This is a genomic window from Actinomyces howellii, from assembly GCF_900637165.1.
GTDB classification, from domain to species: Bacteria; Actinomycetota; Actinomycetes; order Actinomycetales; family Actinomycetaceae; genus Actinomyces; species Actinomyces howellii.
This window is the reverse complement of record NZ_LR134350.1, coordinates 2,990,021-3,003,102: the sequence shown is the minus strand read 5'-3', so window position 1 is coordinate 3,003,102 and position 13,082 is coordinate 2,990,021. Positions and strand designations below refer to the sequence as shown.

At 72.6% G+C, this 13,082-nt stretch carries 12 protein-coding genes and 1 riboswitch; of the genes, 4 read left to right on the top strand and 8 right to left on the bottom strand.

Features of this window, described 5'->3' with window-relative positions; all coding sequences use genetic code 11:
- The first annotated feature begins 45 nt into the window (after positions 1-45).
- Positions 46-627, top strand: coding sequence for a hypothetical protein (locus EL245_RS12555; RefSeq protein WP_126383620.1), 582 nt, complete (start codon positions 46-48; stop codon positions 625-627).
- A 10-nt stretch (positions 628-637) separates the two neighbouring features.
- Here the strand turns inward: EL245_RS12555 and EL245_RS12550 are convergent, their stop codons facing one another.
- The 4 genes from EL245_RS12550 to purH form a co-directional block, all read right to left on the bottom strand.
- Complete coding sequence (locus EL245_RS12550) at positions 638-931, bottom strand: hypothetical protein (RefSeq protein WP_126383618.1); 294 nt, start codon at positions 929-931, stop codon at positions 638-640.
- A gap of 156 nt (positions 932-1,087) precedes the next feature.
- Positions 1,088-2,074 (bottom strand): malate dehydrogenase, encoded by a 987-nt coding sequence (locus tag EL245_RS12545; protein WP_126383616.1) that lies wholly within the window; start codon positions 2,072-2,074, stop codon positions 1,088-1,090.
- A 158-nt stretch (positions 2,075-2,232) separates the two neighbouring features.
- Positions 2,233-2,589, bottom strand: coding sequence for a DUF3017 domain-containing protein (locus EL245_RS12540; RefSeq protein ID WP_331852811.1), 357 nt, complete (start codon positions 2,587-2,589; stop codon positions 2,233-2,235).
- A gap of 36 nt (positions 2,590-2,625) precedes the next feature.
- The gene (purH, locus tag EL245_RS12535; RefSeq protein ID WP_126383614.1) at positions 2,626-4,368 is read right to left on the bottom strand and encodes a bifunctional phosphoribosylaminoimidazolecarboxamide formyltransferase/IMP cyclohydrolase; all 1,743 of its coding nucleotides are present in this window, start codon (positions 4,366-4,368) and stop codon (positions 2,626-2,628) included.
- 23 nt (positions 4,369-4,391) lie between these two features.
- Positions 4,392-4,480: riboswitch (ZMP/ZTP riboswitch) on the bottom strand.
- Positions 4,481-4,983: 503 nt separating this feature from the next.
- Here purH and EL245_RS12530 point away from each other — a divergent pair.
- Complete coding sequence (locus EL245_RS12530) at positions 4,984-5,433, top strand: DUF6318 family protein (protein WP_126383612.1); 450 nt, start codon at positions 4,984-4,986, stop codon at positions 5,431-5,433.
- 416 nt (positions 5,434-5,849) lie between these two features.
- Positions 5,850-6,221, top strand: coding sequence for a hypothetical protein (locus EL245_RS12525; RefSeq protein WP_232009780.1), 372 nt, complete (start codon positions 5,850-5,852; stop codon positions 6,219-6,221).
- Between the two features lie 156 nt (positions 6,222-6,377).
- On the opposite strand, the gene purN is transcribed toward EL245_RS12525, so the two are convergent.
- From purN to sucC, 4 genes are read right to left on the bottom strand one after another with little or no spacing between them, the layout of a single operon-like run.
- The gene (gene purN, locus EL245_RS12520) at positions 6,378-6,974 is read right to left on the bottom strand and encodes a phosphoribosylglycinamide formyltransferase (protein WP_126383608.1); all 597 of its coding nucleotides are present in this window, start codon (positions 6,972-6,974) and stop codon (positions 6,378-6,380) included.
- Between the two features lies 1 nt (position 6,975).
- On the bottom strand, positions 6,976-8,358 hold the full coding sequence (locus EL245_RS12515) for a cell division protein PerM (protein WP_126383606.1): 1,383 nt from the start codon (positions 8,356-8,358) through the stop codon (positions 6,976-6,978).
- Positions 8,355-9,302: a succinate--CoA ligase subunit alpha gene (gene sucD / locus EL245_RS12510; protein WP_126383604.1), complete on the bottom strand. Its 948-nt coding sequence runs from the start codon at positions 9,300-9,302 to the stop codon at positions 8,355-8,357. The genes EL245_RS12515 and sucD overlap by 4 nt, the downstream gene beginning before the upstream one ends.
- A gap of 3 nt (positions 9,303-9,305) precedes the next feature.
- Positions 9,306-10,499: an ADP-forming succinate--CoA ligase subunit beta gene (gene sucC / locus EL245_RS12505; RefSeq protein WP_126383603.1), complete on the bottom strand. Its 1,194-nt coding sequence runs from the start codon at positions 10,497-10,499 to the stop codon at positions 9,306-9,308.
- Positions 10,500-10,710: 211 nt separating this feature from the next.
- Between sucC and EL245_RS12500 the strand changes: the two genes are divergently transcribed.
- Positions 10,711-13,077 (top strand): 6-phosphofructokinase, encoded by a 2,367-nt coding sequence (locus tag EL245_RS12500; protein WP_126383601.1) that lies wholly within the window; start codon positions 10,711-10,713, stop codon positions 13,075-13,077.
- Positions 13,078-13,082 lie beyond the last annotated feature (5 nt).

The following is a 13,082-nucleotide window of genomic DNA, read 5'->3' as shown; positions in this document are numbered from 1 at the left end:
ACCTCCCGGCCCTCGGCACCCCGAACCGGGACGTAGGCTGACACCATGTCCTGTCCTTCCTCTCGCCTGCCTGACAGCGAGCACTCCCCTGCCGTCCCGCCGGAGGACCCCGGCGACACCGCCCCGGACAGGGGCGCGGGCCGGTCGGGCCGGGACGGCTCGTCCCCGGCGGACACGGAGGGCAGCCACACGGAGGGCAGCCAGTGGTCGGCGCGGCGCAGGCAGGCTGCGGCCGAGCGCGCCCGGATGCTGCACGCGCGCCAGGACGCTGAGCACCGTCGTGCCGCCCGGATCGTCGCGTCGTTCGTCGACGTCGCCCGTTCTGAGGGCCTGGAGCCGGTGCCCTTGAGGGTGCGCGGCTACGGCGGGGGCACGGCGCGCACGGGTCTGACCGGCTGGTACCTGCGCGGCGACAGGTCCGTGGCGATCGACGTCGAGGGACGTTTCTACGTGCTCGTCCAGCCCCTGGGCCTGCGCGAGCGCCTCCTGGGGGCCGCGCCGAGGAGCGAGCCGGTGCCCATGACCCTGGGTGAGGGCGGACGGGACGGGGACGTCATGCCGTTGCGCATGGCCTTGGACCGTCTCCTGCCGGGCTGGGAGGAGCGCGCGGCGCAGCCGCTGGCCTGAGCGTGAGGGCTCACCACAGCCGCCGTTCCCAGCAGGAGGTGTGCCAGTGCCTGCGCTCCTCCAGCCCGCGGTCGGCACCGAAGAGGGACTCGTTGGACCAGGCCACGACATGGGGCGTGCCGACGGCGATGACGCGGTGGCATCCCGGGCAGGTGTAGGGCTTGTCGCCTCCGCGCACGTGACGCACGGTGAACTCCGCCCCGCCGGGGCCGGTCTGGGTCCTGGGCATGGACGACAACCGCCTCAGGTCGAGGGGGCGGTGCTCGGCCCTGTAGGGGCGCCTGGATGAGCGGCGGCGTGCCATGGGTCGACCATATCCCGGCACCCGGCCGGTGCCCGCCTCCTGCGCGGCTGCGCCGAGGCGGCACAGGAGCGGGGCCCGTCCGGCTCGCTGGTCGCGGGCGTGGGACGGGCCCCGGTCAGGTGCGGGCCGTCAGCGGTTGGCTCGCTCCGGCGCGCCTCAGATGAGGCCCATCTCGGCCACGGCTGCCCGCTCGTCTAGGAGCTCGGCCGCCGAGGCGTCGATCTTGGCCCGGGAGAAGTCGTCGATCTCGAGGCCCTCGACGATCTTCCACTCGCCGTCGACGGCGGTGCAGGGGAAGGAGGAGATGATGCCCTCGGCCACGCCGTAGGAGCCGTCGGACATGATCGACGAGGAGGTCCACGAGGAGGTCGTGCCCTGGCACCAGTCGCGCACGTGGTCGATGGCCGCAGAGGCGGCCGAGGCAGCCGACGAGGCGCCGCGCGCGGCGATGATGGCCGCACCGCGCTTGGCGACGGTGGGGATGAAGTCCTCCTCGACCCAGGTGCGGTCGGCGAGGATCTCGGGGATCGGCGCGCCGTTGACGGTGGCGTGGGTGAGGTCGGGGTACTGGGTCGTGGAGTGGTTGCCCCACACGGTCACCTTGTCGATCTCCGAGACGTGGCATCCGGCCCTGGCGGCCAGCTGGGCCAGGGCGCGGTTGTGGTCCAGGCGGGTCATCGCGGTGAAGCGGGAGGCGGGGATGTCCGGGGCGTGGGAGGCGGCGATGAGGGCGTTGGTGTTGGCGGGGTTGCCCACGACGAGGACCTTGACGTCGTCGGCCGCGCCGGCGTTGAGCGCCTCGCCCTGGGGGCCGAAGATGCCCCCGTTGGCCGAGAGCAGGTCGGCGCGCTCCATGCCCGCCTTGCGGGGCATCGACCCGACGAGGAAGGCGATGTTGGCCCCCTCGAAGGCCTGCACGGGGTCGTCGAAGATGTCGACCGTGCCCAGGGCGGGGAAGGCGGAGTCGAAGAGCTCCATCGCCGTGCCCTCGGCGGCCTTGACGGCCTGCGGGATCTCGAGCAGGCGCAGGTTGATGCGCTGGTCGGGCCCGAGCAGGGCGCCCGAGGCGATGCGGAAGAGCAGTGCGTAACCGATGTTGCCGGCGGCACCGGTGACGGTGACGTTGACGGGGGCGTTGGCCATGAAGGACTCCTTCGGGACGTTGCTGAGGCCGCACGGGGCGCAGCCCATGGCCCGAGCCTACGGGCAGGAGCGGGGCGCCGCCCAGGACGATCGGCTAGCGAGCCGGAGCAGGTCGTGTAATCCACACGACACCTGTGGGGCGCGGGGCCGCCCCGGTGTCACAGCACGCGCGGCAGGTCGGCGTAGGGGGCCAGGAGCACGAGGGTGGCCGCCATGACGAGGCCCGCCACGACGTCGAAGCGTCGTCCTCGTGCGGCGATCCAGGTTCCCTCGGGCCTCTGGAGGCGCAGCAGGGCCAGGACCCCCACGACCAGCCCGAGCCAGGTCACGGCCCAGCGCCCGTGCCCGAGGAGGGTCAGGGCGGGTACCGCCGCGAGCGCTCCGGCCACGAGGACGACGCCGAGGGTCCTGTAGGGCGCGAGGTTGCGCTCGCCCCGGGGAAGCGGGGTGATCCCGGCGAGCGGGTCATCGGGGTGGACGCCGTGGTCCTGCCCGGTGCTGGGGTCCTGGGTCACGGTGCCCACTGTAGCGGCTGGCCGCAGGGGCCGGTCTCAGTGGGCGAAGTGCCTGGAGCCGGTCAGGTACATCGTCACGCCGGCTGCCTGGGCCGCGGCGATGACCTCCTCGTCGCGGATGGATCCTCCGGGCTGGACCACGGCGCGCACCCCGGCGTCGATGAGGACCTGCAGCCCGTCGGCGAAGGGGAAGAAGGCGTCTGAGGCGGCCACGGCGCCCCGGGCGCGCTCGGGGGCGGAGTCGCTGAGCACCTCCGCGGCCGCGGCGCCGCCGACCGCGCCGCGCTCGGCGGTGCCGGCGGCGTCACCGGTCTCACGGGCGCCCAGGGTGTTGGCGCGCTCGACGGCCAGGCGGCAGGAGTCGACGCGGTTGACCTGCCCCATGCCGACTCCCACGGTGGCGCCCTCGGAGGCCAGGAGGATGGCGTTGGACCGGACCGAGCGCACCGCCCGCCACGCGAAGGCCAGGTCGGCCAGGGTGTCCGGGTCGGCGGCCGGTCCGGCGACACGGGTCCAGGAGGCGGGGTCGGCGTCGCCGGCCTGGAAGGCGTCCTTCTCCTGGATGACCGCCCCGCCGGAGACGGGCTTGATCTCGTAGCCCTCGACGCTCGGGGGCTCGACGAGGAGCAGGCGCAGGTTCTTCTTGGCCGACAGGATCTCGACGGCCTCGGCATCGAAGGCGGGTGCCGCGACGACCTCGGTGAACACGGGCGCGATCTGGCGGGCCATGGCTGCGGTCACGGTCGCGTTGGTGGCGATGACACCGCCGTAGGCGGACACGGGGTCGCAGGCGTGCGCCCTGCGGTGTGCCTCGGCGACGTCTCCGGCTGGGGAGACCGCGATGCCGCAGGGGTTGGCGTGCTTGACCACGGCGACAGCCACGGTCTGGCCGTGGTCGTAGGCGGCGCGCAGGGCGGCGTCGGTGTCGGTGTAGTTGTTGAAGCTCATCGCCTTGCCGTGGAGCTGGCGCGCTCCCGCCACTCCCCCGCTGGCACCGAGCAGGGTGTAGACGGCGGCGCGCTGATGGGGGTTCTCGCCGTAGCGCAGGGCCGCCAGTCGCTCGTACCCGGCGCCGACGTAGGCGGGCAGCGCGGAGGGGGCGCTGGGGTCCTCGGCGGCCTCCTCCTCGACCTGCTGGGCGAACCAGGTGGCGACCGCGGCGTCGTAGGCGGCGGTGTGGGCGTAGGCGCGGGCTGCCAGGCGGCGGCGCTGGGCCAGGGTGAATCCCCCCTCGGCCAGGGCGGCGGGCAGCTCGTCGTAGTCCTGCGGGTCGGTGAGGACGGCGACCCCCGGGTGGTTCTTCGCGGCGGCCCGCACCATGGCCGGCCCGCCGATGTCGATCTGCTCGACGCAGGCGTCGAAGGGCGCACCTGAGGCGACCGTGCTCGTGAAGGGGTAGAGGTTGACGACGACGAGGTCGACGGGGGCCACCCCGAGGCTCTCGATCTGGGCGAGGTGGTCGGGCTTGCGGCGGTCGGCCAGGATGCCCGCGTGGACGTGGGGGTGGAGCGTCTTGACCCGGCCCTCGAGGCACTCGGGGAAGCCGGTGACCTCCTCGACAGGGGTGACCGGCAGGCCGGCTGCGGCGATGGTGGCGGCAGTCGAGCCGGTGGACAGGATCTCGACCCCGGCCTCGACGAGCGCCGAGGCGAGCTCGAGCAGTCCGGTCTTGTCGTACACGGACACCAGCGCCCGGGCGATCGGCACGCGCTCGGGGTTGACCAGCCCGTCGGTGGGGACGGGGGCGGTGGGGATGACGGTGGCGGGTGTGCTGCTCACGGGCGCTCCTGTGCGATCTGGTGGCGGGACGCCCAGGCGGGCGACGTCCCGGTCCGATGATCGGCGGCCGCTCCCCGGTGGTGGTCCACCCTCGCCAGTCGCGGCCGGGCCGAGTCTACCAACCCCGCGCCCCCGGTCCCCTCGACGGTGCCGACCCCCGCGGGCGGAAGCCAGTTGGGGTGTGCGGATCCTGGCGCGGTTGTCCACAGGTTCGGGTGAGGTCTGGTGTTCGTGGGTGTGCTCGGGGTAGTGTTGGGTTGTCTGAGATGCGGTGGCGCGTCTCGGGCGCGTCCCTGTTCTGGTCTGATCTCCGATGGCGGTGGTCTGATGTCCTGGTTCATGACACGACTGGCTCGTTCCCGACAGCGTGTGGGGGCTCTCGCGTGCACGCTGGTCCTCGTGGCGGCCGCGGGCGTGGGAGGCTGCTCCGACTCCGGAGCCGACTCGGCTACCCCCTCACCGAAGGCCCGCCCCTCCGCCTCGGGCACGGCGACCGCCTCATCGGCCCCCACGGCGGGCGCCTCCGGTCAGGCGTCCGCCCAGGCATCGGAGTCCGGCACCCCCTCGTGGGTACCGCCCCTGTCCTCGCAGCAGCAGGCGTCATACGACGCAGCGATGGCCACCCCCGAGCCCAGCCGCCTGGTAGGCATGGACGAGCAGTCACCGGCCGGAGCACAGGCGACTGCTGTCTATTTTCTCAGTCTCTACCCCTATGCCTACACCACGGGGGACTTGACGACCTGGAAGGAGATGAGCGAGGACGACTGCGTCTTCTGCAACTCCGTCATCACCAACGTCACTGACCTCCACGCAAGCGGCGGATGGTCCGACATGTGGACCCAGGAGGTCACCGCACTTTCCTACGGAACCGACCCTGCTGACCCCAACAGGCTGGTCGTCGAACTCCACCTCACGGCGCCCGAACACACCACACACCGTGACCGACCCAGTAGAACCATCGTCGTCGAAGCCCAAGACGCAACCCTACTGATCCAAGTCTACTGGCAAGGCGATCGCTGGATTGTCGAGGGAGGAAAAGTCATCGAGGAAGGAGAGGAGGGGTGAAACGCGCACGCATCGCCGCAGCAGTACTCCTGCTGGTGCTCGCAAATGTCCTACCCGCCGGACGCGCATACAGCAACGACAAGGAGGGAGCTACCGGAACGGTTATGGCCGAAGGGTCAGACGCCAGCATCACGTTGACAGGCCGGTCCTCAACCGAGTCATCGGCGCCGTCATCTGGGGCGGGTCCGTCTGGTGGGCAGGTGTATCGGGACGGGGGTACGGTGTGCGGGGGTGGGACTCTCGTGCAGATGCCCTATACGGACGCCAACGGGCAGGAAACGACTGGCTGGAAGTGCATGAAGACAGCGGTCACGCCCTCTGAGGCCGACTCCGTGGTGGTGACGGCCACGGATGTGTCGCGTTTGATGGTAGAGGGTTCGGGTCTGTGGCGCCAGCCGCCGGGTCCTGAGGCGCGTGTGGACATCATCGTCATCGCCTACACGAGTCCTGACTCCCGGACCCTGAGCACGACGGTGGCCGGGGTGCCGGTGACGGTGACCGCCACGCCGGTGTCCTACCGCTTCCACTGGGGCGACGGCACCGCCACCACGACCACTGATCAGGGGGCTCCTTACCCCAACCACACCGTCTACCACGACTACACCGGCACCCGCAGCAACGTCGTCATCACCGTGACCACCACCTGGGAGGCGACTTTCACCCCCGAGGGCGGCACCAGCCAGCCGGTGACCGGCACGATCACGACCACCAGCTCGGCCGACCCCTTCGACCTCGTACGCACCGTGACCTACCTGACCGACGACGCAGAAGAAGCCCAAGGCCACTAACCCTGTTGCAAAATGGGGTGCTCACACAAGCGCACCCGGGTGCCGCGTCCAGCTGGGTCCCGCTCCTCCTCGTCGATTCTCAGCCCTCCCCCTCGCCCCGGTGTGGGAAGTCGTGTCTGTACCAGCCGGTGCGCCCGAGACGACAGACCGAGCCGCTCAGGGGCGTCCGGGGCCCGCTGAGCGGACGAGGAGGCCGACCTGCTCGATGAGCTGGGGGGTCTCAGCCGCCTTGATCCGGGCTGTCAGGCTCTCTTCGTCGTCGCCGGGCAGCACCGGCACCTCGACCTGAGCGATGTGCTGGCCGGTGTCGACGCCTTCATCGACCCAGAACAGGGTCGCCCCTGCCCGCCGGGCACCGGCGGCCAGGGCGTCGCGCACCGCGTGGGCGCCGGGGAAGTCGGGCAGCAGGGAGGGGTGGGTGTTGACCACCATCGCGGGGAAGCGCTCAAGAAAGGCGGCGCCGAGCAGCCTCATGAAGCCCGCGCACACGATGAGGTCGGGGTCGTGCACGCCGACCGCCTCGGCCAGCGCGACGTCCCAGTGCCCGCGCGCCGGGTAGTCGCGCAGGGCCACGACCGTGGTCTCCACGCCGGCGCTGCGGGCGTGCTCCAGGCCTGCGCAGTCCTTGTCGGCCACGACCCCCACGACCCGGGCTCCGTAGGCGGGGTCCTGGCAGGCCTCAAGGAGCGCCGCGAGATTCGATCCGGTCCCCGACACGAGGACGACGAGACGGGCGGGACGGGTGTCGGTCATGTCATTCCTTCCTTCCGCCCGGTGCGGCGGGCGGGGCGACCTCGGTGAGGGGCTCGGTGACCGCCTCGGGCTCGCCGTTGACGGGGGTCGTCCGGGTGGTCCGCGGCTCCGCCTGCGACCCTGCTCGGCGCCGGGCCTCCTGGGCGGCCGCCCCGAGGGCACCGGTGGTGGCGGTGGCGCCCCTGCTGACGAGCTCACGAGAGTAGGGGTGGGTGAGAGCGGCCACGACGACGAGCCCGACCCCGACCTCGAGTCCGAGGAAGGCGGGCACCTGGACGAGGTTGGGCCCGACCTGGGCCATACGCCCCGGGCCGATCGGGCCGGAGGCCGCCCACGCCACCAGGAGGGAGACGAGGGCCACTCCGAGGGCGGCCGCCCCTGCTGCGCCCAGGGCCTGCCGCGGGGCCAGGGCCCGCAGGTCCTCACGACGGCGCCAGGCCACGACCACCGCCGCTGCCGTGACGACCAGAGGCAGGTAGAGGCCGACCGCTCCCAGGGAGGTCGTGGGCAGCAGGCCGAGCAGCGGGACGGCCGGCACCGTGCCGGGCACGACGAGGTCGGGGGCGAACACGCTCCCCTGACCGACCGTGAAGCCCGGGCCGGCCAGCCACGCCAGCGCCCACACCCCCAGGGTCGGGACCCACCCGATCTGGAGGAGAACCAGGCCGAGCACTGAGATGACTCCCCCCGACGACAGCGCGTCGTGCAGGAGGGACACGCGCCCCGCCCCGGCGACCACGGCCGCCACCGACACCGCCGCGACGAGCACCGCCAGGGCCACGGCCACGTCCCGGCTGAGGTCCACGGCGACCCGCACCCACGAGGGCCTGCCCTGCCAGCGGCGCGTGACCGCCGGCCACCCGCGGCCCGTGGCGTGGAGCCGGTGGGCGGCGACGGCGGCGGTGAGCAGGCCGACTCCGAGCACCGCGGGCCACGTCCGTGATCCGTGGGGGCCGGCGGCGAGCACGAGTACCGTGGCGGTGAGCACGGCCGCCGCGACCGTCCAGGCCCAGGCAAGCGGTCCGGTCAGGCGCGAGCGCCTCACCGACCAGCTGGTCAGGAGCACCTGGAGGCCGGTCATGCCCAGCAGGGGCAGGCCCAGGACGCCGTCCTGGGAGCCCGGGGTCCCCCAGGACCCCCCGAAGGCCAGCGACCACAGGCCCGTGCCGGTGCGCACGGCGGTGCCCAGGGACAAGGCGGCCGCCGCGTCCATCGAGGAGGTGGCCACGAAGACGGCCAGCGTGGGCACGACGACGACCAGCCACCCGGCCATGACCGACTCGATGCCCGCCCGCAGGGCGTAGGGCCAGTCCGCGGGGATGAGCCGTCCGCCCCGCTCGCGGCCGCCGGGGGCGGGAGCCGTCGTGCCGGCGATCGTGCTCACGCCCCGTGCGCCGCGACGCTGCTGGTCCGGCGGTACAGGTCCCGAGCGATCTCGGCGGTCTCGGTGGGGGTGCGTCCCACCCGCACACCGGCCGCCTCGAGGGCGGTCTTCTTGGCGGCGGCGGTGCCCGCCGAGCCCGAGACGATGGCGCCCGCGTGCCCCATGGTCTTGCCCTCCGGGGCGGTGAACCCGGCGACGTAGGCGACCACGGGGGTGGTCATGTGCTCGGCGATGTAGGCGGCGGCGCGCTCCTCGGCGTCCCCGCCGATCTCACCGATCATGACGACGAGCCGCGTGTCGGGGTCCGCCTCGAAGGCGGCCAGGGCGTCGATGTGGGTCGTTCCGACCACCGGGTCGCCCCCGATGCCGATGCACGTGGTGAAACCCAGGTCGCGCAGCTCGTGCATGAGCTGGTAGGTCAGGGTCCCGGACTTCGAGACCAGCCCGATCGGGCCCGGTCCCGTGATGTCCGGAGGCGTGATGCCGACGTTGGAGCGGCCCGGGGAGATGATGCCCGGGCAGTTGGGACCGATGATCTGCACCCCCCGCCCGGCGGCGTAGGCGCGCGCGTAGGTCGCGTCGGCCACCGGGATGCCCTCGGTGATGACGACGACGAGCCGCATCCCGGCGTCGACCGCCTCGATGACGGCGTCCTTGGCGAAGGCAGGCGGGACGAAGACGACCGAGACCTGCGCGCCGGTGGCGCGCGCGGCCTCCTCGACCGTGCCGTAGACGGGCACCTCGACGGTTCCGGGGCTCACCGCCTGCGCTCCCGGGCCGATGGGCTCGACGTCGAAGGCGACGGTCGTGCCGGCCTTGCGGGGGTTGACCCCGGCGACGACCTTCGTGCCGGCGCTGAGCATGCGGCGGGTGTGCTTGCGGCCCTCGGCCCCGGTCATGCCCTGGACGAGGACCTTGTCGGACTCGGTGAGGAAGATGCTCATGGCTCAGGCCCCCAGCTTCTCGGCGATGGCGGTGACGACGTCGGCGGCGCCGTCCATGGTCTCGACGACGGTCACCCCGTCGAGGGCGGCCTCGGCCAGGATCCGGCGTCCGAGCTCGGCGTTGTTGCCGTCCAGCCGCACGACGATCGGCTTGTCGAGGTCCTCGAGGGACCCGACGGCGGTCACGATGCCGTTGGCCACGGTGTCGCAGGAGGTGATGCCGCCGAAGACGTTGACGAGGATGGCACGGACCTGCGGGTCGGAGGCGACCACCTCCAGGCCCGTGGCCATCTCCTCGGCCGAGGAGCCCCCGCCCAGGTCGAGGAAGTTGGCCGGGCGCATGCCGCCGTGGCGCTCCCCGGCCCCGGCGACGACGTCGAGGGTGGACATGACCAGGCCCGCGCCGTTGCCCAGGACACCGATCTGCCCGTCAAGGCGCACGTAGTTGAGCCCGGCCTCCTTGGCCCGAGCCTCCAGGGGGTCGGCCTCGCCGGAGTCGCGCAGCGCCGCGTGCTCGGGGTGGCGGAAGGAGGCGTTGTCGTCCAGGCTCACCTTGCCGTCCAGGGCCAGGATCTGGCCGTCGGGCGTGGTGACGAGGGGGTTGACCTCGACCAGGGTGGCGTCCTGGCTGGTGAAGACCTCCCAGAGCCTGCCGATGACCGCGGCCACGCGCGCGGCCGTGCCCTGCGGGCCGTCATCGGGCAGGCCCGCCTCAGCCACGATCCGGGCCGCCACCGCCGGGGTCACGCCCTCGAGCGGGTCGACGGGGACGCGGGCCAGGGCCTCGGGGTGCTCCTTGGCGAGGGTCTCGATGTCCATCCCGCCCTGCCGGGAGCACATGGCCAGGTAGCGGCGCTCGGCGCGGTCCAGGAGGATCGAGACGTAGAGCTCGGTGTCGATCTGCGCGCCGTCGGCGACGAGGACGGTGCGCACGGTGTGGCCCTTGATGTCCATGCCCAGGATCTCCTCGGCGCGCGCCTGGGCCTCCTCGGCGCTGCGCGCGAGCTTGACCCCTCCCGCCTTGCCGCGGCCCCCCGTCTTGACCTGCGCCTTGACGACCAGGAGGGTCGAGCCCGCTGCGAGCATGCGCTCCGCCACCTCCCGGGCCTCCTGGGCGGTGGTGGCGGTACCGCCGTCGAGCACGGGGACCCCGTGCTCGGCGAACAGCTCCCGCGCCTGGTACTCGTACAGGTCCATCGGCTCGTCCTCCCACGCTTCCATCCGCGTCCCCGGCCCGGGGAGCGGGCCGTCGCGGCATCCGGCACGAGCGTAGCGCGGCGCAGCCCCCAGGACCGTGACGAAGCGCCGACCTCGGCGGGGCCGCGGCGAGCAGGCCGGGACCTAGGGGCGTGACGCGGGTCTCGACCACGGACCACAATAGGAGCCACGCACACGGAAGGACCCCGCCATGACCGACAGTCCCGCGCCCGCCAGCTCCCCGTCCACCGGCACGATCACGAGCCAGGCTCCTGGTGACCCGGACGATCCGGTGCGCATCGGGGTGCTCACCTCAGGAGGAGACGCCCAGGGCATGAACGCCGCCGTGCGGGCGGTCGTGCGCACGGCCCTGCGCATGGGGGCGCAGCCCTACGCCGTCATGGAGGGCTGGGCCGGGGCCGTGGCCGGAGGGGACGCCATCCGCCCCCTGGGCTGGGACGCCGTGGGCTCGGTGCTCCACCGGGGCGGCACGATCATCGGCACCGCCCGCTGCCCGGAGTTCCGCGAGCGGGAGGGCCAGCGCGCCGCGGCCCTCCACCTGCTCGAGCACGGCATCGACCGCCTCGTCGTCATCGGCGGCGACGGCTCACTGACCGGCACCAACGAGTTCCGCAAGAACTGGCCGGGCCTGCTCGCCGAGCTCGTCGAGTCCGGCCAGATCACGCCGGAGACCGCCGCGGCCCACCCGGCCCTCGTCGTGACCGGCATCGTGGGCTCCATCGACAACGACCTCGTCGGGGCCGACATGACCATCGGGACCGACTCCGCCCTCCACCGGATCCTCGAGGCCATCGACGACATCTCCTCGACCGCGGCCTCCCACCAGCGGACCTTCGTCGTCGAGGTCATGGGGCGCCACTGCGGCTACCTCGCGCTTATGGCGGCGGTGGCCGGAGGCTGCGACTACGTGCTCGTGCCCGAGCTTCCCCCGGCCGACGGCTGGGAGGAGGACATGTGCCGCAAGCTCTCCCAGGGCCGCCAGGCGGGGCGGCGCGAGTCCATGGTCATTGTCGCCGAGGGCGCCACTGACCGGGCAGGCAACAGGATAACCGCGGAGGACGTCAAGCAGGTCCTGGCCGACCGTCTCGGGGAGAAGGCCCGCGTGACGATCCTCGGTCACGTCCAGCGGGGCGGCAAGCCCAGCGCCTACGACCGCTGGATGTCGACGCTCCTGGGCTGCACGGCGGCCCGCGAGGTGCTCACCGCCGAGGCGGGCACGGAGCCGTGCATCATCGCCGAGCGGCACAACCGCATCGAGCGCCTGCCGATGATGGAGCAGATCCGCGCCACGCAGGAGGTCAAGGACCTTGTGGCCGCCGGCGACTACCTCGGCGCCGTCCAGGCGCGGGGCACCAGCTTCGGGCAGATGCTCGTGCTCTTCGAGAACATGTCCACTCCCCCCTCCCTGTACGGGGTGCCCACGCCCAAGGCAGGTCAGCGCAACAAGAGGGTGGCGATCATCCACGCCGGCGGCCTGGCCCCGGGGATGAACACGGCTGCCCGTGCCGCCGTCCGCCTGGGCCTCGACCACGACTTCACGATGCTGGGCGTCTACGGGGGCTTCCCCGGCCTTCTCGACGGCGACGTGCACGAGCTGTCCTGGGACGACGTCGAGGGCTGGGTGGGCAACGGCGGCGCCGAGCTCGGCACGCGCCGAGAGATCCCCACCATCGAGCAGCTCTACGCCCTGGGCCGGTCGATCGAGTCCCACGAGATCGACGCCCTGCTCGTCATCGGCGGCTTCAACGCCTACCTCGCCGCGCACAAGCTCGTCACCGAGCGCGACCGCTACCCCGCCTTCAAGATCCCGATCGTGTGCGTGCCGGCCACCATCGACAACAACCTGCCCGGCTCCGAGCTGAGTATCGGGGCGGACACCGCGCTCAACAACGCCGTGCACGCACTGGACTCGATCAAGCAGTCGGCAGCCGCATCCCACCGGTGCTTCGTCACCGAGACGATGGGGCGCCGCTGCGGCTACCTGGCCCTCATGAGCGGCATCGCCACCGGGGCCGAGCTCGTCTACCTCAACGAGGACGGCGTCACGCTCGCCGGGCTCCGGGAGGACTCCGAGCGCATGGTCGAGGCCTTCCGCGCCGGACGCCGCCTCTACCTGGTCGTGCGCAACGAGCGGGCCTCGGAGAACTACACCCGCGAGGTGCTCGCCAGGATCTTCTCGGAGGAGGGCAGCGGGCTCTACGACGTGCGGGAGGCGGCCATCGGCCACCTCCAGCAGGGCGGCGACCCCTCCGCCTTCGACAGGATCATGGCCACCAAGCTCGTGGCCCACGCCCTCGAGCTCATCGCCGACCAGCTCGAGGCCGGGTCGTGCCACTCCAGCTACGTGGGCCTCATCGGGGGACGCATCACCCACCACCGCCTCGAGCGCATGGACGACGAGCTCGACCTGGTCGCGCGCCGCCCACGCCACCAGTGGTGGATGGGGCTGCGCGAGGCGATCGGGCTGGTCAACCTCGACACCGGTCCCCTCACGGTCGAGCAGGCTCCCGACTTCCACGCCCTGGTCGAGCGCGCCGCGCAGGAGCAGTCCGGGTGAGCACC

Coding starts and splice junctions, on each gene's coding strand:
- EL245_RS12555 (WP_126383620.1), top strand. CDS start 46: ATGTCCTGTCCTTCCTCTCGCCTGCCTGACAGCGAGCACTCCCCTGCC.
- EL245_RS12545 (WP_126383616.1), bottom strand. CDS start 2,074: ATGGCCAACGCCCCCGTCAACGTCACCGTCACCGGTGCCGCCGGCAAC.
- purN (WP_126383608.1), bottom strand. CDS start 6,974: ATGACCGACACCCGTCCCGCCCGTCTCGTCGTCCTCGTGTCGGGGACC.
- sucD (WP_126383604.1), bottom strand. CDS start 9,302: ATGAGCATCTTCCTCACCGAGTCCGACAAGGTCCTCGTCCAGGGCATG.
- sucC (WP_126383603.1), bottom strand. CDS start 10,499: ATGGACCTGTACGAGTACCAGGCGCGGGAGCTGTTCGCCGAGCACGGG.
- EL245_RS12550 (WP_126383618.1), bottom strand. CDS start 931: ATGGCACGCCGCCGCTCATCCAGGCGCCCCTACAGGGCCGAGCACCGC.
- EL245_RS12530 (WP_126383612.1), top strand. CDS start 4,984: ATGGCCACCCCCGAGCCCAGCCGCCTGGTAGGCATGGACGAGCAGTCA.
- EL245_RS12500 (WP_126383601.1), top strand. CDS start 10,711: ATGACCGACAGTCCCGCGCCCGCCAGCTCCCCGTCCACCGGCACGATC.